The organism is Actinotalea caeni (assembly GCF_009733795.1).
GTDB classification, from domain to species: Bacteria; Actinomycetota; Actinomycetes; order Actinomycetales; family Beutenbergiaceae; genus Pseudactinotalea; species Pseudactinotalea caeni.
The window spans coordinates 68328-87388 of the sequence record NZ_WNXX01000015.1 but is presented as its reverse complement, the minus strand read 5'-3'; the positions used below and the strand labels follow the sequence as shown (position 1 = coordinate 87388).

Genomic DNA, 19061 nt, shown 5'->3' with positions numbered 1-19061 from the left:
CGGGCGCAGGCGCGGTGCTGGGCGCCACCGCCCAGCGGGCACGCACCCCACGGGCGTGCGCCCGCCCCGCACCGCTCCCCCGCCACGGGCGGCGGCGCAGGCGCTCAGGCGCGAGGTGGCGGCGGCGCCACCGCTCACCAGCGGCGGGGCGTGCGGCCGCTCAGTAGCGGTAGTGCTCCGGCTTGTACGGGCCGGCGACGTCGACGTCGATGTACTCCGCCTGCTCCTTGGTGAGCTCGGTGAGCTCGACGCCGAGCGCCTCCAGGTGCAGCCGCGCCACCTTCTCGTCGAGGATCTTCGGCAGCCGCTCGACGGTCGGGCTCTCGTCCTCGTCGAGCTCCTCCGCCTGCCAGAGCGCGATCTGCGCGAGGACCTGGTTGGTGAACGACGCCGACATCACGAACGACGGGTGGCCGGTCGCGTTGCCGAGGTTGAGCAGGCGCCCCTCGGAGAGCACGATGATCGACCGCTCGTCGCGGCCGTCGGCCGCGGGCAGGCGCCACTCGTGGACCTGCGGCTTGAGCTCGAGCTTCTCGACACCGGGCACCCGCGCCAGACCGGCGAGGTCGATCTCGTCGTCGAAGTGCCCGATGTTGCCGACGACCGCCTTGTCCTTGAGCCGCAGCAGGTGCTCGACACCGACGATGCGGGTGTTGCCGGTCGCCGTGATGACGAAGTCCGCCTGCCCGACGACGTCCTCCAGGCGCGCGACCTGGAACCCGTCCATCGCGGCCTGCAGCGCGCAGATCGGGTCGATCTCGGTGACGATCACCCGCGCGCCCTGACCGCGCAGCGCCTCGGCCGCGCCCTTGCCGACGTCGCCGTAGCCGCACACGACCGCGACCTTGCCGCCGATCAGCACGTCGGTGGCGCGGTTGAGCCCGTCGGGCAGCGAGTGCCTGATGCCGTAGCGGTTGTCGAACTTCGACTTCGTCACCGAGTCGTTGACGTTGATCGCAGGGAACAGCAGCTCGCCGGCGGCCGCAAGCTGGACGAGACGGTTGACGCCGGTCGTCGTCTCCTCGGAGACGCCCTTGATGCCGGCGGCGACGCGGGTCCAGCGGCCCGGGTCCGCCGCGATCGTGCGGCGCAGCAGGTCGAGGAAGACGACCTTCTCCTCGGAGTACCCGACGTCGCCGGGCTCCGGCGGCGGCGGGACCGCACCCGCCGCCTCGAACCGCACGCCCTCGTGCACGAGCATGCTGGCGTCGCCGCCGTCGTCGAGGATGAGGTTCGGCCCGCCGGTGGGGCTGTCGGCCCAGTCGAAGATCGCCGCGGTGCACTCCCAGTACTCGGGCAGCGTCTCGCCCTTCCAGGCGAACACCGGGACGCCGCGCGGCTCCTCGGGGGTACCCGGGCCGACGACGACCGCTGCCGCGGCCTCGTCCTGGGTCGAGAAGATGTTGCAGGAGGCCCAGCGCACCTCGGCGCCGAGCACCACCAGGGTCTCGATGAGCACCGCCGTCTGCACGGTCATGTGCAGCGAGCCCGCGATGCGGGCGCCGGCGAGCGGCTGCTGCTCGGCGTACTCCTCGCGCAGCGCCATGAGGCCGGGCATCTCGTGCTCGGCGAGTCGGATCTGGTGGCGGCCGGACTCGGCCAGGCCGAGATCCCGCACGCGGTGGTCGAACGTCACCGGGACAGGCTAACCGGCCGGCTCGGGGGCGACGGCCGCCGTCGCGCCCGGCCCGCGGCGCGACCGGGCGGCGAGCAGCCCGGCGACCGCCGGCGGCACCAGCAGCAGCGCCGCACCGACGTTGAGCGCCTCAAAACCGCCCCACGCCAGCACCGGCCCCGCCAGCGCGGCCGCCGCCGCACCCGCGTAGCTCATGCCGGCGTCGGTGACGCCCTGCAGCGGCACCCGCACCTCCTCGCTCGTCACGGCGACGAGGTGGGCGGAGCCGCCGACGAGGCTCGCGCTCCAGCCGACACCGAGCACGGTGAGCGCGACCGCCGTCAGCACCGTGCGGTCGTGACCGCCCCCGGCGAGGTAGCCCAGCACGGCCGCGACGCCCAGCACCGCGAGCCCGAGCCACGCGACCGGACGGGCGCCCCAGCGGTCGACGGCGGCGCCGAACACCGGGCTGAGGGCGTACATGCCGAGCACGTGCAGGCTGATGACCACGCCGACCAGCTCGAGCGACATGCCGCGGTGGGTCATGTGCACCGGCGTCATCACCATGACGAGCACCATCACGGCGTGCGCGCACGCGACGACGACGACCGCGAAGCGCGCCTCGGGGTGGCGCCCCGCCCAGCGCAGCGCAGCCCCCGCGCGCAGCGCCGGCCGGGTCTCGGCGCGGCCCTCGCCGACGAGCCGACGGGACGGGAACAGCAGCGCCACCACGAGGGCGCCGAGCGCGAACGCGACGACCGAGAACACGTAGGGCCCGGCGAGCGGCGGCAGCCCGAGCGAGAGCCCGACGCGGTCGCCCGGTGCGGTGAGGTTCGGGCCCGCCACCGCGCCGACGGTCGTCGCCCAGATGACGACCGACATCGCCCGTCCGCGGGCAGCCACCGTGCTCTGCTCCGCCGCCGCGTAGCGCGACTGCAGGTTCGCCGCCGTCGAGACCCCGAACAGGCCGAGACCGACCAGCAGCAGCCACAGCTGCGCCGTGACGGCGGCCAGCAGCACGACGACCGCGCCGACGGTGGCGACGACGTAGCCGAGCGCGAGCGCGGTGCGGCGGCCGCGCGCGGCGGCGACGCCCGCCAGCGGGACCGCCGCGACGGCGGCACCCAGCACGCTGGTGGCCTGCCCGAGACCGGCCATCGCGGTGCCGCCCAGCGCCTCCGCGAGCAGCCCGCCGACCGCGACGCCGGACGCCACGCCGACGCCTCCCAGCAGGTTGCTCAGCACCAGGACGACGAGACCGCGCCGTCCGTGAACGGTCTGGTCGCTCGTATCGGTCGGCGCGCTCACGCCTGGGAGACTACTCGGGCACGTCCGTGACCCCGGGAGAGGATGTCGATGGTGCACGTGTTCGACGAGATCACGCCGGACGCCCTGCGCGAGGCGGGCTGGAAGAAGTGGACGGAGTTCGGCACCGCCACCGGCGCCTGGATCGCGGAGATGGACTTCGGCACCGCGCCCGCGGTGCAGGAGACGCTGCGGCGGGCCGCCGAGGGCGCCGGGCTCGGCTACCTCTCCAGCGCAGCGCTGCGCGCGATGCAGGAGGCGTTCGCGGGCTTCGTGGGCGACCGCTACGGGTGGCAGGTCGACCCCGCCGACGTCCGTCCCGCGCCCGACGTGCTCACGGCGATGCAGGCGGCCGTGCGGCTGTGCTCGCGCCCGGGCTCCCCGATCGTGCTGCCCACACCGGCGTACATGCCGTTCCTCACCGTGCCCGCGGCGCTGGACCGCGAGGTGATCCAGGTGCCGATGGCGCGCGACGGCGACCGGTACGTCTACGACCTCGACGCGCTCGACGCCGCGTTCGCCGCGGGCGGCGACCTGCTGGTCCTCTGCAACCCGCACAACCCGATCGGGCGGGTGCTCGAGCGCGAGGAGCTGGTCGCGGTCAGCGAGGTCGTCGAGCGCCACGGCGCTCACGTGTTCGCCGACGAGATCCACGCGCCGCTGGTGTACGCCCCGCACCGCCACGTGCCGTACGCCTCCGTCTCCGACGCCGCGGCCGGGCACACGCTCACCGCGATGTCGGCGTCGAAGGCCTTCAACCTGCCCGGTCTCAAGAGCGCGCAGGTCGTGCTGAGCAACGACGCCACGCGCGAGGCGTGGCGGGGCAGGGGTCACGTCGTCGAGGACCAGGCGTCGACGATCGGGACGCTGGCGGCGACCGCGGCGTACCGTGACGGCACCGCGTGGCTCGACGACGTCGTCGCCTACCTCGACGGCAACCGACGGCTGCTCGCCGACCTCGTCGCCGAGCACCTGCCCGGCGTCCGGTACGACGAGCCGGAGGGCACGTACCTGGCCTGGCTGGACCTGCGCGGCACCGGTGTCGAGGACCCGGCCCGCCACTTCCGCCGCGAGGCCGACGTCGTCGCGACCTCGGGAGCGCTGTGCGGCGAGGTCGGCCGCGGGTTCCTGCGGCTCAACTTCGCCACGAGCCGGCCCGTGCTCACCGACGCGGTGACCCGCATGGGTCGGGCGCTGGCCCGCGTCTGAGGGGCGCCGTCACGCGAGGTGGCGCCGCAGGTCCGGCTCGACGTAGATGCGGGTCTCGAGCGGTACCGCGGCCCGGATGCGTCGCTCGGCGGCGTCGATGGCGGCCGCGACGTGCGCGGCGTCGTCGTCCCGCTCGACCTCGACCTTCGCCGCGACGAGCACCTCGTCGGGTCCGAGGTGCAGCGTGCGCAGGTGGATGACGGAGACGATGCCCTCGCCCGGGATCGCGGCCTCGATCGCCCGCTGGTGCTCGGGGTCGGCGGACTCGCCCAGCAGCATCGAGTTCATCTCGATCGCGAGGAACGCCGCGATGACGACGAGCAGCACGCCGATCGCGGCCGATCCCAGGGCGTCCCAGCGGCCGTCGTGCGTGACGAGCGTCGCCGACACGCCGACGAGGGCGAGCACGAGGCCGGTGAGCGCGCCGAGGTCCTCGAGCAGGATCACCGGGATCTCGGGCGCGCGCGACTCCTTGACGTAGCGCCGGAAGGACTTGCGGCCGCGTACGTGGTTCGCCTCGCGGATCGCGGTCCGGAACGAGAAGCCCTCCATGACGATGCCGATGCCGAGCACCGCCAGCGGCACCCACCACCAGCGGCCCTCGATCGGGTGCGGGTCGGAGAACTTGTGCCAGGCCTCGTACAGCGCGAAGCAGCCGCCCAGCGTGAACAGGACGATCGAGACGATGAACGCGTACACGTACCGGGCGCGGCCGTAGCCGAACTGATGGCTCGGCGACGCCGCCCGCTGGGCACGCTTGCCGCCGAGGAGCAGCAGCGCCTGGTTCCCGGAGTCGGCCACCGAGTGCACGGCCTCGGCGAGCATCGAGGAGGAGCCGGTGAGCGCGTACGCCACGAACTTCGTGACGGCGATCCCGAGGTTCGCCGCCAGCGCCGCGAGCACGGCCTTGGTGCCTCCGCTGCTGGACATGCCGCGAGCCTAGACCCGCACCGGGCGCCGGCTGCGGTCAGGAGACCGCGTCGCCGCCCTCGCGCACGATCGCGAGCACCGCGTCGCGCAGCTTCTCCATGATGTCGGTGTGCTCCGCCTCGACGTTGAGCCGCAGCAGCGGCTCGGTGTTGGAGGCTCGCAGGTTGATCCACCAGCGCGGGTTGGCCTGCCAGTGGTCGAGCGTGAGCCCGTCGAGCTCGTCGACGGTCACCTCGCCCGAGGCGATGTCGTCGGCGAACGCCTCCATGACGCGGGCGCGCGCGGCGTCGGCGTCGGCGTCGGGCACCGTCGAGTTGATCTCGCCGGACGCCGCGTACGGCGTGTACATCTCGGCGAGCTCCGACAGCGTGCGGTCCTGCTCGCGCAGCGCGCGCAGCACGTGCATCGCCGCCAGCATGCCGGTGTCGGCGAACCAGAAGTCGCGGAAGTAGTAGTGCGCCGAGTGCTCGCCGCCGAAGACCGCGTCCTCCGCCGCCATCTGCGCCTTGATGAAGGAGTGCCCCACGCGCGACCGGACGGTCCGTGCGCCGGCGGCACCCAGCAGGTCGGGCACGGCGCGCGAGGTGATGAGGTTGTGGATGACGGTCGCCTCGCGGCCCGCGGCCTTCTCCTTCTCGACCTCCCGGAGCCCGACGAGCCCGGTGACGGCGCTGGGGCTGACCGGGACACCACGCTCGTCGACGACGAAGCACCGGTCCGCGTCGCCGTCGAAGGCGAGGCCGATGTCGGCGCCGGAGGCGATGACAGCACCCTGCAGGTCGACGAGGTTCGCGGGCTCGAGCGGGTTCGCCTCGTGGTTCGGGAAGGTGCCGTCCAGCTCGAAGTACAGCGGCACGATCTCGAAGCCGAGGTCGGGCAGCCCGGCCGCGGTGGACAGCACCGCGGGCGCGGTGAGACCCGCCATCCCGTTGCCGGCGTCGATCGCGACCTTGAGCGGACGGCCGCCCTCGAGGTCGACGAGGCTGCGCAGCAGCCGTGCGTAGTCGGCGAGGGTGTCGCGCGTCGTCACCGAGCCCTGCTCCCCCGCCGCCGGGATGCCCTCGTCGAGGTACTGCTCCGCGAGCCGCCTGACGTCGGCCAGCCCGGTGTCCTGGCCCACCGGACGCGCGAGCGCGCGGCACATCTTGATGCCGTTGTAGCGGGCGGGGTTGTGGCTCGCGGTGAACATCGCGCCCGGCGCCTCGAGCATGCCGGAGGCGTGGTAGAGCCCGTCGGTGGAGCACAGCCCGATGTGGACGACGTCGCAGCCGCGCCACGCCGCGCCCTCGCCGAAGGCCTGGGCCAGCTCGGGCGAGGAGTCGCGCATGTCGTGGCCGACGACGATCGGCACCCCCTCGGAGCCGACGACGTCGGCGAAGGCGGCGCCGAGCGCGCGGGCGACGTCGGCGTCCCACTCGTCCGGGACGACACCACGGACGTCGTAGGCCTTGACGACGGGGCTCAGGTCTGCGTGTTCAGGCACGAGACCCGAGGATAGGGCCAGGCCTCACTCGTTCTCGCCACGAATCACCCGCAGGTGTCCGCGTCGGCCCGACTCGGGCACGCGCCGCTCGGTCACCGGGGCCGGCACGCCGACGCTGCGCGCGGCGGGCAGCTGCTCGGGCGGAGGGGTCCGGGACGCCTCGCGCACCGCGTCGGCGAGCGCGAGCAGGTCGTCGGAGCTCGGCGGCGCGGGCTCGAAGTGGCTGGCCAGCCGCACCACGTCCCAGCCGCGCGGCACCGTGAGGCGCTCGGCGTGCTCGGCGCACAGGTCGTAGCTGTGCGGCTCGGCGTGCGTGGCCAGCGGGCCCAGCACGGCCGTGGAGTCGGCGTAGACGTAGGTGAGCGTCGCCACGGCCGCGGCCGTGCAGGTGGCGCGGGTGCACTGACGAGCTCTCACGACACACGAGGCTACTGCCGACCGGGCCCGGGCGGCGTCACCCCACGCCGGTGACCGAGGTGCGTCGTGCGCGCCGCGGTGGCACAGTGACGGTGTGGTGGAGCAGCACGGCACGGACATCGCGCGCGTCGCGCTGCCCTCGCGGCGGACCGGGCGGCGCCGGGACCGGCACGGCAGGGGGCTGCGGGGACCGCTGCTGTCGCCGCTGCTGCCCGGTGCACGCACCCGCAGCGAGCAGTTCGACGACATCGTGCTCGCCGCCGTGGAACGGCTGGAGCGGCGCCTTGGTCGCGAGCTGGACGGTGTCGAGTTCGCCGTCGAGGAGGTGCCGCCGTCGGCGCCCGCGCCGTGGGAGCACGGCGCTGTGCCGCTGGGGCGCTACTTCCCCGCCGACCTCGCCGCGGGCCTCACGCACCGCGTCGTCGTGTACCGGCGGCCGGTGCTCGCGCGCACCGAGGGCGCTGACGACGTGGCCGCCCTCGTGCGCGACGTGCTCGTGGAGCAGATCGGCCACATGCTCGGCCGCGACCCCGAGGACATCGACCCCGACTACGAGTCCTGACCCGGCCGCCCCGCACGGACCGGGCGGCGGCCACGCCGGAGACCCTGCCGGGCTCCCGCCCCGTGCACGCACCCCCTCGCCGAGTTCGCACCTTTCCGTCGACTTCGCACCGTGCACGGTACGAACTCGGCGGAAGCGTGCGAACTCGGCGGCAGGTGGGTCGACAGGGCGCGCCGTCAGTCGGCGTGCGGGTCGGGCGTGAGCACCGCGAGGACGTTGGCGGGGCGCGCCCCGGCGGGCCGGTCGGCGGGCGCGCGCCGCGCGAGCCGTGCGACGCGGGCCGCGACGTCGTCGGCCAGCTCGGCCAGCTCGCCCGGCGTCGCCCAGACCACCTCGGTGAGCATCGACGCGGCCTCGCGCCAGCGCGCCGGGGTGGCGTGCGCGTGCGCGTAGTAGGCGTGCAGCCGCCGGGTCTCGCGCTCCAGGGTGAGCAGCGCGAGCTCGTCGGCGGCGCGCACGGCGTCGGAGCTGCCGACGTCGGGCCGCAGGTCGTAGCCGCCCGGTGCGGGCCGCCAGGGCCGCTGCCGGCCACGCCGCTCCGCCTCCTCGACGAAGCCGTACTTCGCGAGCGTGCGCAGGTGGAACGAGCAGTTGGCGACCGTCTGACCGGTGCGCTGGGCGCACTCGGTGGCGGTCGCCTCGCCCAGCCGGTCGAGGATGTCGAGGATCTCGAGGCGGACCGGGTGCGCGAGCGCGCGGATCCGCTCCGGGCCGCTGCGCTCGGCGGGCCCGGGCGGGGTCGCCGCGTCGTCGCTCATGTCAGCGCCGCAGCAGGTGCAGGCTCGCCTCGGCGTGGACCTCGGACCGACGGCGCTCGGCCAGCTCGGCCGCGCGGGCCTCGGCGTAGGTGGGGAAGACGGAGCTCAGGGCGGTGATCGTGCGTGCCGTGAGGAAGGACATCTCGGTTCTCGTTCTGCGTGAGCGTTGCGTGTCGCGGGGTCTCCCGTTGCGGTGCTCGGCCGCGTCGGGGTATCGGGTCCGACGTTAGTCGCAACACTCCTTGCGCAACGGTTCTTCCCACCCGGTTGTGACGTCGCTCGCACGTGATCTGCGCGACATCGGCCGACGCCGCCGCGACGCCACGCGCCCCTCGCCGAGATCGAGGTTCTGGGGCGACATCGAGGATCCATCCCCTCGATCTCGACCCGGAAGCTCGATTTCGCCGGGCTGGTGGGGCAGGTAGCGGTGCCGTGCGCGAGCGTCAGCCGTCGACGCGGACCCGGACCGACTGCTCGGTGTAGGGGTCGGGCACCATCGGGTAGGCGGAGACCAGCACCCCGTCCTCGGCCTCGCTGGTGACGACCGCGCCCGCGACGACCCCCTCGCCCTCGACGACGAGCACCAGCGCGCCCGCGGGCACCTCGAGCGGCGCCGTCGCGCCGGCGCCGACGGTGACCGCGCGCTCGTCGATCGCGCGACCGAGCTCGTCGTAGGCGGTCACGGTCACGTCGATCGCGGCGGTGCCGGGGTTGGTGACGCTCACGTCGACGCGCTCGGCGAGCGCGGTGGGGATCGGGACGACGCCACGGTCGGCCGGCTGGGTCGCGGGTGTCCAGGCGACGTCGACCGGCGGGGTGTCCGGGTCGTCCTCCCCCGCCGTACCGGTGCGGACGGTCCGGACGGCGCCGGTGACCGGCTCGTCGGAGGTCACGCGCAGCCCGTAGCTGCCGCTCGGCACGCCGGCGAGCGAGATGTCGACGACCGTGCCCGGCTCGACGACCGAGCCGACCGCGCCCTCGAGCTGTGCCGCGCCGTCGGGACCGAGCGTCTCGACCGTGACGGTCGCCGCGGTCTCGCCCGGGTTCAGCAGACGCAGCGACGCCGAGGCGCCGTCGGCGCTCGAGAGCAGCAGGCCGCCCACGAGCAGCTCGGTCGTCGGGTCCGCCGTCTGCCCGACCATGTCGGTGCCGGCCGCGACCAGACCGTCGAGCGCGCTGTCCTGGATCACCGGCACCACGCGCCCGCCCTCGGCGTCGATCCGGACGGCGACCCGCGGCTCGAGCGAGATCGTCTCCAGCAGCACCGCGCGCACCGCACCGGCGGGGACGACGACGGTCGGCGGGTCGGGCAGCACCCCGGTCGCGCCCCACGCCGTCACCCGGACGGTCGCCGCGGTGTCGCCCGGGTTGCTGAGGATCAGCCGCGCGCTCGAGCCGAGCGCGGTCGAGCCGCCGACGAGCAGCGCGCTGGTGACCGGCTGCTGGCACACGGAGGCGACCAGGCCGCGCAGGTCGCCGCTGTCCGCCCGCGCGAGGCCGAGCGCCGCCACTAGCGGCACGCCCTCGGCGTCGGGCTCCACGACGGCGACGACCGGGTCGGTGACGTCCGGCTCGCTCACGGTCGCCACCTGCCCCGCACCTCCGACGTCGACGCGATCCTGGCCGATCGCGCCCGCGCTCATGACCGGGCGACCGGCGTCGCCGACGGCGGTCAGGTCGGCGAGCGTCGCGAGGCTGCCGCCGCCGGTGCCGAGGTCCGGGTCGTACTCGAGGTCCTCCCCGGCGGCGGCGGTGGGCAGCGTCGGCGCCGGTGCGCACACCCAGGACGTCGCGCCGGCGCCGACGCGCAGCTCGGGCACCTCGACGACGCTCGGGGTGGGTGGCTCGAACGTCGCCGCGGCGCCGACGACACCACCGGCGAGCCCGAGCACGACCAGCCCGCTGACGAGCAGGCCGACACGGCGCAGCAGCGCCGACGCGCGTGCGGAGACCTTCATCGGTCCTCCCGGGCGGTCGCGGTGCGGCGGGCGTGGCGCTCGCGGGACATCACAGGTCCTCCACCGGGTCGAGACGGCGGCGCCGGGTCGGCAGCGCGATGAGCGCGACGACGACGAAGATGACGGCGATCAGCACCTGCGTCGGCACGTGGGTGACCGACTCGTGCCGCACCTGGAGATCGCCACCGGCGCCGGCGGGCACCTCGAACGCCTGCTGCCACCCGTGCGGCACCGCCCGCAGCGGCACGCCGTCGAGCCAGGCGCGCCAACCCGGGTCGGCGCGCTCGGCGAGCACGAGCACCGACGGCCCGGAGGTCGCCGCGATCTCGGCGTCGACGCCCACGACCTCGGCGGGCACCGGGGTCGCGACACCGTCGGCGCCGATCAGCGCGGCCCGCGCCGGTGTCACCTCGGCGGTGCTGACGCGCCACACGACGCCCGAGGAGTTCTCGGTCACGCGCTCCAGCCCCGGGACCTCGTCGAGCAGCGCCACGAGCCGCGAGCGGGCCACCTCGTCGCCCACGGTGCGGGTGACGTCGGAGTCGACGGGCGGCACGACGACGACGCCGACGGCGTGCTCGGCCAGCTGCCCCGGGGCGTCGGTGATCGTGCCGGTCGCGAGCCCGGCGGCGATCGCCTGCAGCGACTCCCCCGCCGGGTCGGGCGCGGCGCCACGGTCGAGGTCCGCCAGAGCGGCGGCCGAGGAGGTCTCGGTGAGCTGCGGCCCCGACCAGCGCCACAGCTCGGCGTCGACGACGCCCGACGGCGTCACCCACACGGCGAGGACGCGGGCGCGGCTGCCGGACTCGCGCAGCTCGTCGCCGATCGCCGGCACCGGGTCGTCGTAGCGCGTGTGCAGCGCCAGCGCGTCGCCACGCAGCATCGTCGTCCAGGCGACCCCCGCGAGCACGACGCCCGCGGCCAGCAGCACGCCGAGCGCGGCGACCGTCACCTGCCGCCAGCCGAAGCTGCGGCCGTGCAACGAGGTGCGCAGGCCGCTGCTCGCGGTCGCGGTCGCCATCAGCAGGCCGAGCAGCACCAGCGACGTGCCGGGGCCGGCCCAGCCGGTCGCGACGACATCGGCGCCGTCGGCGGTGCGGGCGACCCCGGTCTCGACGCGCGGCGCGAGCAGCGCTGCGGCCGCCCCGAGCGTGACCACCAGCCAGGCGAGCCTGACCCCGCGCGCGAGCCCGCCGCTGCGCACCAGGGCGACCACCGCGGCGACCACGACGGTGATCGACGCCGCGAGCGCGAGCCAGGGGGTGCCGCCGGTGGCGGGCTCCTGCGGCCAGCCGAGCAGCGCGAGCAGCGGCGACCCGGTCGCGGCGGGCGGGCTCACCGCGCCCGGGCCGGCGAGCAGCAGCCGCCAGCCGTCCTCGACCTGCACGGCGTGCAGCAGCAGCGGCGCGAGCAGCACGAGAGGCGGCAGCGCAACCAGCAGCAGCCGTGCCCGCCCGGCGACGCGCGCGGCCCGGCGGCCGAGCAGCACGGCGAGCAGCAGCAGGCTGAGCAGCCCCGCCGGGAGCAGCACGGGCGCACCGGCGGCCGCGGCCGCCAGGCACAGGCCCGCCGCCGCTGCGGCGCCCAGGGAGCCGACGCCCGAGGGCTTGGCCACGATCGTCGCGGGCTCGTCCTCCTCGTCGTCGTAGGACTCCTCGGTGTTGGAGCGGATGCGCAGGTCGACCTCGTCGTCGGGCGAGGTGCCGGCCGGACCGTCCTCCTGGGGCGCCACGGTCTCGCCGCCATCGGTCTTGGGGCGCGCGCCCTCGGTGCTCGTGGTGCTCTCGGAGCCCTCGGTGCCCTCGATGCCCTCGCCGGGCTGGTCGGCCGTGGCCCCGTCCTCGCCTGCCGCGGGGGCCTCGCTCGCCGCGTCGGCCCCGGCCAGCACGCGCGCGATCTGCCCGGTGGGTGCGTCGTCGGCCACGGCCGCGAGCGCCTCGAGGCGGCGCCGGCGCACCTCGACGGCGGGCGCCGACGCCGTCCGTCGCGCGACGCGGCGGGCGCCGACGAGCCCGGAGACGACGACGTCGCGCCGGTCGAGACCGAACGCACGCGCGAGCGCGAGACCGACGAGCGGGAGCAACACGTGCGCGACGACGGGACCGATGCGCCCGCCGGAGATCGCGAGCACCAGCGGCGGCGCCAGCGCCCACAGCACCGCGGCCCAGGCCCGCACCGCGAGCGAGCGGGTGGCCGCGCCGGCCGCGAACCAGGCCGCGAGCGCCGACAGCGGGATCGCGGTCACGAGCACGATCGCGACCGTGACCCACACCGGCGTGCCGAACGGGCCGCCGGTCAGCGCGGAGAGGACGCCGAGCACGAGGAGGAACGGGTCGGCGGGGACGGCGAGACCGTCGCCGCTGGCGAGCCACGACGAGGTGGCGGAGCGCCAGAGCTCCCCGAAGCCGACGTCGGAGGGCAGCAGCGCACCGCCGAGCAGCGGGCCGGTGAACGCCACCGGTGCGAGCGTCACCCCCGCGGTCGCGACCGCGACGAGCAGCACGCCGGCGAGCACGAGGCGGCGGCGCAGCCCGAGCGCGGCGCGCTCGCGCATCTCGAGCTCCGAGGGCGCCCGGACCGTGCGTCGCTGCGCGGCGGCCTGCAGCCGCTGGTCGCGACGCACCCTCGCGATGTCGGACCAGGTGGCGGCGAGCGGACGCAGGTGGCGGGGCGAGACCTTGCGGGTGGCGCGGCCGCGACGCCGCGCGCGCAGCACCGCGCCCCAGCCCGCGAGCGCGACGAACGGCGACCACAGCTCGTCGACGACCAGCGGCAGCTCCTTGGAGAGCAGTCGCCCGACGGCGCGCGGCGGACCGGCCAGCAGCGCGGCGAGCGCGACCAGCGGGACCAGCGGCGCAGGAGCCTCGGCGAGCCTGGCGTGCAGCACCGACGTCCGGCGCTGCCGGAAGCTGTGGTTGGGGTCGGGGGCCGCGTCGGGGTCGCGTCGCAGCCCGAGCAGACCCGCGCGGGCGTGCCGCACGACGGCCCGGGGCACGACGACGACGCGGTGGCCCGCCAGCCGTGCTCGTCGGCTGAGGTCGCGCCCGTCGAGGAACGGGCCGAGCGCGGGGTCGGGGCCGCCGAGCTCGGCGAGCACCTCCCGGTCGACCAGCATGCCGGCGGTGCCGACGGCGTCGACGTCCTCGCGGTCGTCGTGCTGGCCCTGGTCGACCTCGCCGTCCTCGATGCCGGTGTAGCGCTGGATGTCGCGCGTGTACCGCACGCCGACCGAGACCAGCCGGTCCGGGTGGCTCCACGCGACCTGCTTGCAGCCTGCGACGGCGATCGAGCGGCCGGTCTCGACCACCTGCGTGAGCGCCGCGAGCGCGCCAGGCTCCGGCGCGGAGTCGTCGTGCAGCAGCCACAGCCACGGGGCGTCGAGGCTCGCGACCTCGACCGCGCGCACGAGGGCCTCGCCCGGGCCACCGACGGCGCCGACATCGACGACCCGTGCCCCGAGCCCGGCGTCGGTCAGCTGCGTGCGCAGCCAGGTCTCGTCGGCCTCGCTGCACGCCACGACGACGTCGTCGGGCGCGCGGGTCTGCGCGGCGAGCGCGGCGAGGGTCTCGGGGAGGAACGCGCGGTCGGAGCCGACGACGACGACAGCGGCGACGCGGGCGCGCAAAGGTCGGCTCATGAAGACGGGGGCGGGACGAGCAGGATCAGACGACCCGGTGCTTGAGCTGCTTCAGCCGGCGCCGCTCGCGCTCCGACAGGCCACCCCAGATCCCGAAGCGCTCGTCGTTCATGAGCGCGTACTCCAGGCACTCGACGCGCACCTCGCACGACGAGCAGACGCGCTTGGCCTCGCGCGTCGAGCCACCCTTCTCAGGGAAGAACGCCTCGGGGTCGGTCTGCGCGCACAGCGCGCGCTCCTGCCACCCGAGGACGCCCTCGTCCTCGCTCGCCCCGAACAGCGCTGCCAGGGGGGACGGGGCGCTGGGCTCCGGCGTGACGCCTGAGCCGAGCGGGCCCTCCCCAAGAATGTTCCACACCGCCGGATCCCCTCGTCGTAAGTCGATGTACCGTGCACTCCCGCCTGGGCGGCCACGTCGTCGACGGCGCCGCCGACCTTGCCGGCGCCCTCGTCTCCGTCGCTCGTCCCGTGCGTCGTCCTTCCGTCCCGCTCTCGCGGACCGTGTGCTGCCCGGTCCCCTGCCCCGGTCCCACCTCGTGCGCGGTGGTGCCTAAATTACACGCGTGTTATCCCCAGGAGTCAAGCCCGAGGCGTGCTATACCCGTCCCTCGCCGCAGCGCGCACGACCCCACCTCGACCCCCTCTCCGCCCCGCTCGCACGTGCGGGACGAGGCGCACCGTACCGCGGGGCCGATGGCGACCGGCCGCGGTCTCACGACCGCGTGGCGGGCGCGTAGCCTCGGGCCATGACGAGCCCGACGAACCCTGAGGTGCTGCCGCTGCTCACCGCCTGGGAGCCGAGCCGACCCCGGCTGACCTGGTACGGCGACGACGGCGAGCGGGTCGAGCTGTCGGGTCGGGTGCTGCGCAACTGGGTCGTCAAGGCGGCGAACCTGCTCGTCGCCGAGTGCGACGCCGGCCCGGGCACCGCGGTGCGGCTCGACCTCCCGGCGCACTGGCGGCTGCTCGTGTGGGCGCTCGCGGTGCGCGCGGCCGGCGCCGAGGTGCTGCTCGGGGACGACGGCGGCGACCCCGTGGTCGTCGTGACCGACCACCCGGAGCGCTGGAGCGGCGGCGCCGTCGAGGTCGTCGCCGTGCCGCTGCCCGCGCTCGCGCGCGCCTGGCCGGGCGACCTGCCGGCCGGTGCGCTCGACGGCGCCGCCGATCTCATGGGCCAGCCCGACGAGCCGATGTTCGCCGCGAGCGGCCCCGCGGGCGCACGGACGACCGGCGCCCCCGGCGCACGCGTGCTGCTCGAGGCGCACGACCCCGCCGCGCTGCTGGAGCGCGCGTGGGCGTGCTGGCGCGAGGACGGCTCCGTCGTCGTCGCGACGCCGCGCGAGGACGACGCCGTCGCGACGATCCGTGAGCAGGAGGGGGCCGTCGCCGAGGACCCGCTCAGGGGACGGTGACCTGCGCGGCGCGACCCTCGCCGTCGACCACCACCGGCTCGCCCGACGCCTCGACGAACGCGGCGCCGCCCCGCTCCAGCTCGAGGGCGTCGTCGCCGTGCGCGACGCGGACACGACCGTCGAGCGCGAGCACGATCCGCGGCCCGCGACCCGGGAGCGCGACCGGCTCCCCCGGCGGCGGGGTCGCGACGGCGAGCTCGAAGTCGTCGACCGGCGCGTAGAAGACCTCGACGTGGTCGCCGACGTGCTCTGGACCGATCCGCACCGGGGGCGCCGCGACGCAGTCGACCGTGTCGAGCACCGCCTCGGTGTCGACGTGCTTGCGTGTCAGCGCCGCCCGGAGCACGTTGTCCGAGCTCGCCATCACCTCGACCGCGAGGCCCGAGAGGTAGCAGTGCACGCCGCCGGCGGGGACGAACAGCACCTCGCCGGGGCGCAGCGACACCGGGTTCATGAGCAGCGAGGCGACCGCGCCGACGTCGCCGGGGAACGCCTCGGCGAGCTGGGCGACGATCCGGTCCGACCGCACCGACGGCGAGCGGCCGGCCGCGAGCCGCGCAGCGCACGCCTCGACCGTCTCGGCGATCGCGTCTGCACCCGGGCGCGTCGCCGGGTCGAGCAGCCGGGTGAACGCCGCCCGCACCCCGGCGCCGCCGAGGTCGGAGCGCAGGTCGGCCACGAGCTCGCGGGCGAGCACGGTGTCCAGGTCGCGGAGCAGCTCGACCGCGCGGCGCGCCGCGCGGAACCCGGCGAGCGCCTCGAACGGCTCGAGCGCGTAGAGCATCTCGGGCTTGTGGTTGTCGTCGGGGTAGCTGCGGTGCGGCGCGTCCGGCGCGACACCGCGCGCCTCCTCGCGCGCGAAGCCCTCGCGCGCCTGCTCGCGGCTCGGGTGGACCTGGAGCGACAGCGGGCTCGCCGGCGCGATCACCTTGACGAGGTACGGCAGCCGGGGTCCGAACACGGCCAGCACGTCCGACCCCAGGCGCTCCTCGGGCGCCGCCGCCAGGTGCTCCTGCAGCGACTCCCCCGACGCCAGCCGCGTGGGCCCCGCGGGGTGCGCCCCGAACCAGAGCTCGGCGAGCGGCTCGTCGGACGGGGGCTCCCCCACCAGCTGCGGGATCGCGGTGCGCGAGCCCCACGCGTAGTGCTGCCGGGCACCCTCCAGACGGTGCATCGGACATCGCTCCCCTCGGACGTGCCCGGTGCGGGCGTGGGCGAACCCAGATGCTACGGGGAGCCTCGACCCGCCGCGACCCTGCCGACCGGCACAATGGGGCGATGCGCGGCATCATCCTCGCCGGCGGCACCGGGTCGCGGCTGCACCCGGTCACGCTGGGCGTCAGCAAGCAGCTCGTGCCCGTCTACGACAAGCCGATGGTCTACTACCCGCTGTCCACGCTGATCCTGGCGGGCATCAGCGAGGTCCTCGTCATCACCACGCCCGAGGACTCCGCGCAGTTCCAACGCGTCCTCGGCGACGGAGACCGGTTCGGCATCTCGATCGACTACGCGGTGCAGCCGGAGCCCAGAGGCCTCGCGCAGGCCTTCACGGTCGGCGCCGACTTCCTCGACGGCGAGCGGGCGTGCCTCGTGCTCGGCGACAACATCTTCTACGGCCCCGGCATGGGCACCCGGCTCGCGCGGTTCACCGAGGTCGACGGCGCTGCGATCTTCGCCTACGAGGTCGCCGACCCGACCGCCTACGGCGTGGTCGAGTTCGATGCCGACGGCCGGGCTCTCTCGCTCGAGGAGAAGCCGCAGCACCCGCGCAGCCGCTACGCCGTGCCCGGGCTGTACTTCTACGACGCCGACGTCGTCGAGGTCGCGCGCGGCCTGCGTCCCTCGGCACGCGGCGAGTACGAGATCACCGACGTCAACAGGCACTACCTGGAGGCCGGGAGGCTGCACGTCGAGGTGCTGCCGCGCGGCACCGCGTGGCTGGACACCGGCACGTTCGACTCCCTCAACGACGCCTCGAACTACGTGCGCACGATCGAGGCTCGCGTCGGCATGAAGATCGGCGCCCCCGAGGAGGTGGCCTGGCGCCGTGGACTGCTGACCGACGACGAGCTGCGGGCACGCGCCGAGCCGCTGGTCAAGTCCGGCTACGGCCGCTACCTGCTCGGTCTCCTCGAGGCGGGCGCACGATGACGACGGAGCCCATGTCGATCGAGGGCGCCTGGGTCTGCACGCCCCGGCGGTTCGACGACGACCGCGGCACCTTCCTCGAGTCCTACCGAGCCGCCGAGCTGGCGGAGGCGACCGGGCGCACGCTCGAGGTGGCGCAGGTCAACACCTCGGTGTCGCGCGCCGGGGTCGTGCGTGGCATCCACTTCGCCGACGTGCCACCGTCGCAGGCCAAGTACGTCAGCTGCCCCGTCGGGGCGATCTGGGACGTCGTGGTCGACATCCGCACGGGCTCCCGGACGTTCGGTCGCTGGGAGGCGGTGCTGCTCGACGACGTCGACCGCCGCTCGGTCTTCCTCAGCGAGGGGTTGGGGCACGGGTTCGTGTCGCTGGTCGACGGCAGCACGGCGGTCTACCTGTGCTCGACGCCGTACGCGCCGGGGCGCGAGCACGGCGTCGACCCGTTCGACACCGATCTGGGCATCGACTGGCCACGCACAGGTCGTGACGGCTCGCCGCTGACGCACATCGTCTCCGACAAGGACCGCGAGGCCCCGTCGCTCGCCCTGGCTCGTGACCAGGGTCTGCTGCCCTCGCTCGCGGACGTGCGAGCGTTCCTCGCCCGCTGACGCGAGGTCGGGACCTACTGCCCCTTGGCGGCGTAGCGCGCCTCGACGGCGTCCTTGAGCGGCCGCCACCACGCCTCGTGGTCGCGGTACCAGGCGATCGTCTGCTCGAGCCCTGCCTCGAAGTCGCCGTACTGCGGCTGCCACCCCAGCTCGGCGCGGATCCGGCTGGAGTCGATCGCGTAGCGCAGGTCGTGACCGGCGCGGTCGGCGACATGGTCGACGTCGTCCTCCGGTCGCCCCATGAGCCGCAGGATCGCGCGGACCACGTCGGCGTTGCTGCGCTCGCCGTCGGCGCCGACGAGGTAGGTCTCGCCCGGTCGACCTGCCTCGAGGATGCGCCAGACGGCACGGTTGTGGTCGTCGACGTGGATCCAGTCGCGTACGTTGGCGCCGGCGCCGTAGAGCTTCGGTCGGCCCCCGGCGAGCACGTTGGTGATCTGGCGCGGGATGAACTTCTCGATGTGCTGGAACGGGCCGTAGTTGTTCGAGCAGTTCGAGATCGTCGCGTGGACCCCGAACGAGCGCACCCACGCCCGCACGAGCATGTCGCTGCCGGCCTTGGTCGAGGAGTACGGGCTGGAGGGGTTGTACGGCGTGGTCTCGGTGAAGCGCTGCGGGTCGTCGAGCTCGAGGTCGCCGTAGACCTCGTCGGTCGAGACGTGGTGCAGCGCGATGCCCCGGCGCCGCACCGCCTCGAGCAGCTCGAAGGTCGCGACGAGGTTGCTGTGCACGAAGGGGCGCGGGTCGTCGAGCGAGTTGTCGTTGTGGGTCTCCGCGGCGAAGTGCACGACCTGCTCGACCCCGTCGAGCGCACGGTCGAGGGCGTCGCGATCGGCGACGTCGCCCTCGACGACCTCGACGCGGTCGGCGACGTCGGCGAGCGAGTCGCGGCTGGAGGCGTAGGTGAACGCGTCGAGCACCCGCACCCGGGTGTCCGGGTGCTCGCGCAGCGTGAGCCGCACGAAGTTGCTGCCGATGAATCCCGCACCGCCGGTGACGAGCATCATCTTCTCCGGGCC

At 75.0% G+C, this 19061-nt stretch carries 17 protein-coding genes; 5 read left to right on the top strand and 12 right to left on the bottom strand.

Annotated elements, in window-relative coordinates; translation table 11 throughout:
• Positions 1 to 160 precede the first annotated feature (160 nt).
• On the bottom strand, positions 161 to 1636 hold the full coding sequence (gene ahcY, locus GPA02_RS13480; RefSeq protein WP_156200591.1) for an adenosylhomocysteinase: 1476 nt from the start codon (positions 1634 to 1636) through the stop codon (positions 161 to 163).
• 9 nt (positions 1637 to 1645) lie between these two features.
• Entirely contained in the window at positions 1646 to 2923 is a 1278-nt protein-coding gene (locus GPA02_RS13475; RefSeq protein ID WP_156200590.1) for an MFS transporter, read from the bottom strand.
• A gap of 48 nt (positions 2924 to 2971) precedes the next feature.
• On the opposite strand from GPA02_RS13475, the gene GPA02_RS13470 reads away from it, so the two are divergent.
• A complete protein-coding gene (locus GPA02_RS13470; protein WP_204986613.1) occupies positions 2972 to 4129 on the top strand; it encodes a MalY/PatB family protein in 1158 nt (385 codons plus the stop codon).
• A 9-nt stretch (positions 4130 to 4138) separates the two neighbouring features.
• On the opposite strand, the gene GPA02_RS13465 is transcribed toward GPA02_RS13470, so the two are convergent.
• Genes GPA02_RS13465 through GPA02_RS13455 form a run of 3 tightly spaced genes read right to left on the bottom strand, consistent with a single transcriptional unit; the run spans position 4139 to position 6959 of the window.
• A complete protein-coding gene (locus tag GPA02_RS13465) occupies positions 4139 to 5059 on the bottom strand; it encodes a cation diffusion facilitator family transporter (protein WP_156200588.1) in 921 nt (306 codons plus the stop codon).
• Between the two features lie 37 nt (positions 5060 to 5096).
• The gene (locus GPA02_RS13460) at positions 5097 to 6542 is read right to left on the bottom strand and encodes a phosphomannomutase/phosphoglucomutase (protein WP_156200587.1); all 1446 of its coding nucleotides are present in this window, start codon (positions 6540 to 6542) and stop codon (positions 5097 to 5099) included.
• Between the two features lie 24 nt (positions 6543 to 6566).
• On the bottom strand, positions 6567 to 6959 hold the full coding sequence (locus tag GPA02_RS13455; protein WP_240134047.1) for a DUF3499 domain-containing protein: 393 nt from the start codon (positions 6957 to 6959) through the stop codon (positions 6567 to 6569).
• 94 nt (positions 6960 to 7053) lie between these two features.
• Here GPA02_RS13455 and GPA02_RS13450 point away from each other — a divergent pair, with 94 nt between their 5' ends.
• Entirely contained in the window at positions 7054 to 7521 is a 468-nt protein-coding gene (locus GPA02_RS13450; protein ID WP_240134046.1) for a metallopeptidase family protein, read from the top strand.
• 176 nt (positions 7522 to 7697) lie between these two features.
• Here GPA02_RS13450 and GPA02_RS13445 read toward each other — a convergent pair whose 3' ends face one another.
• The 5 genes from GPA02_RS13445 to GPA02_RS13425 form a co-directional block, all read right to left on the bottom strand.
• On the bottom strand, positions 7698 to 8279 hold the full coding sequence (locus tag GPA02_RS13445) for an ArsR/SmtB family transcription factor (protein ID WP_156200585.1): 582 nt from the start codon (positions 8277 to 8279) through the stop codon (positions 7698 to 7700).
• A gap of 1 nt (position 8280) precedes the next feature.
• Entirely contained in the window at positions 8281 to 8421 is a 141-nt protein-coding gene (locus tag GPA02_RS13440; RefSeq protein WP_156200584.1) for a hypothetical protein, read from the bottom strand.
• 301 nt (positions 8422 to 8722) lie between these two features.
• The gene (locus GPA02_RS13435) at positions 8723 to 10237 is read right to left on the bottom strand and encodes a DUF5719 family protein (RefSeq protein WP_156200583.1); all 1515 of its coding nucleotides are present in this window, start codon (positions 10235 to 10237) and stop codon (positions 8723 to 8725) included.
• Between the two features lie 49 nt (positions 10238 to 10286).
• On the bottom strand, positions 10287 to 13874 hold the full coding sequence (locus GPA02_RS13430) for a glycosyltransferase (protein WP_156200582.1): 3588 nt from the start codon (positions 13872 to 13874) through the stop codon (positions 10287 to 10289).
• 25 nt (positions 13875 to 13899) lie between these two features.
• Positions 13900 to 14163 carry a WhiB family transcriptional regulator gene (locus GPA02_RS13425; protein WP_193567869.1) on the bottom strand — a complete coding sequence of 88 codons (264 nt, stop codon included), beginning with the start codon at positions 14161 to 14163 and terminating at the stop codon, positions 13900 to 13902.
• Positions 14164 to 14620: 457 nt separating this feature from the next.
• Here GPA02_RS13425 and GPA02_RS13420 point away from each other — a divergent pair, with 457 nt between their 5' ends.
• On the top strand, positions 14621 to 15286 hold the full coding sequence (locus GPA02_RS13420) for a TIGR03089 family protein (RefSeq protein WP_156200580.1): 666 nt from the start codon (positions 14621 to 14623) through the stop codon (positions 15284 to 15286).
• On the opposite strand, the gene manA is transcribed toward GPA02_RS13420, so the two are convergent.
• A complete protein-coding gene (gene manA / locus GPA02_RS13415; protein ID WP_156200579.1) occupies positions 15273 to 16460 on the bottom strand; it encodes a mannose-6-phosphate isomerase, class I in 1188 nt (395 codons plus the stop codon). The two genes, GPA02_RS13420 and manA, sit on opposite strands and share 14 nt — an antisense overlap.
• A gap of 104 nt (positions 16461 to 16564) precedes the next feature.
• Here manA and rfbA point away from each other — a divergent pair, with 104 nt between their 5' ends.
• A complete protein-coding gene (rfbA, locus tag GPA02_RS13410) occupies positions 16565 to 17437 on the top strand; it encodes a glucose-1-phosphate thymidylyltransferase RfbA (protein ID WP_156200578.1) in 873 nt (290 codons plus the stop codon).
• Positions 17434 to 18042, top strand: a complete 609-nt coding sequence (locus tag GPA02_RS13405) for a dTDP-4-dehydrorhamnose 3,5-epimerase family protein (RefSeq protein ID WP_156200577.1) — start codon at positions 17434 to 17436, stop codon at positions 18040 to 18042. The genes rfbA and GPA02_RS13405 overlap by 4 nt, the downstream gene beginning before the upstream one ends.
• 14 nt (positions 18043 to 18056) lie before the next feature.
• Here the strand turns inward: GPA02_RS13405 and rfbB are convergent, their stop codons facing one another.
• Complete coding sequence (rfbB, locus tag GPA02_RS13400; RefSeq protein WP_156200576.1) at positions 18057 to 19049, bottom strand: dTDP-glucose 4,6-dehydratase; 993 nt, start codon at positions 19047 to 19049, stop codon at positions 18057 to 18059.
• Positions 19050 to 19061: the final 12 nt, after the last annotated feature.

What these genes read in the sequence shown, in the direction of transcription:
- GPA02_RS13470 (WP_204986613.1), top strand. Translation starts at nt 2,972, where the DNA reads ATGGTGCACGTGTTCGACGAGATCACGCCGGACGCCCTGCGCGAGGCG.
- GPA02_RS13465 (WP_156200588.1), bottom strand. Translation starts at nt 5,059, where the DNA reads ATGTCCAGCAGCGGAGGCACCAAGGCCGTGCTCGCGGCGCTGGCGGCG.
- GPA02_RS13445 (WP_156200585.1), bottom strand. Translation starts at nt 8,279, where the DNA reads ATGAGCGACGACGCGGCGACCCCGCCCGGGCCCGCCGAGCGCAGCGGC.
- GPA02_RS13440 (WP_156200584.1), bottom strand. Translation starts at nt 8,421, where the DNA reads ATGTCCTTCCTCACGGCACGCACGATCACCGCCCTGAGCTCCGTCTTC.
- GPA02_RS13435 (WP_156200583.1), bottom strand. Translation starts at nt 10,237, where the DNA reads ATGAAGGTCTCCGCACGCGCGTCGGCGCTGCTGCGCCGTGTCGGCCTG.
- GPA02_RS13430 (WP_156200582.1), bottom strand. Translation starts at nt 13,874, where the DNA reads ATGAGCCGACCTTTGCGCGCCCGCGTCGCCGCTGTCGTCGTCGTCGGC.
- GPA02_RS13420 (WP_156200580.1), top strand. Translation starts at nt 14,621, where the DNA reads ATGACGAGCCCGACGAACCCTGAGGTGCTGCCGCTGCTCACCGCCTGG.
- manA (WP_156200579.1), bottom strand. Translation starts at nt 16,460, where the DNA reads ATGCACCGTCTGGAGGGTGCCCGGCAGCACTACGCGTGGGGCTCGCGC.
- rfbA (WP_156200578.1), top strand. Translation starts at nt 16,565, where the DNA reads ATGCGCGGCATCATCCTCGCCGGCGGCACCGGGTCGCGGCTGCACCCG.
- GPA02_RS13405 (WP_156200577.1), top strand. Translation starts at nt 17,434, where the DNA reads ATGACGACGGAGCCCATGTCGATCGAGGGCGCCTGGGTCTGCACGCCC.
- rfbB (WP_156200576.1), bottom strand. Translation starts at nt 19,049, where the DNA reads ATGATGCTCGTCACCGGCGGTGCGGGATTCATCGGCAGCAACTTCGTG.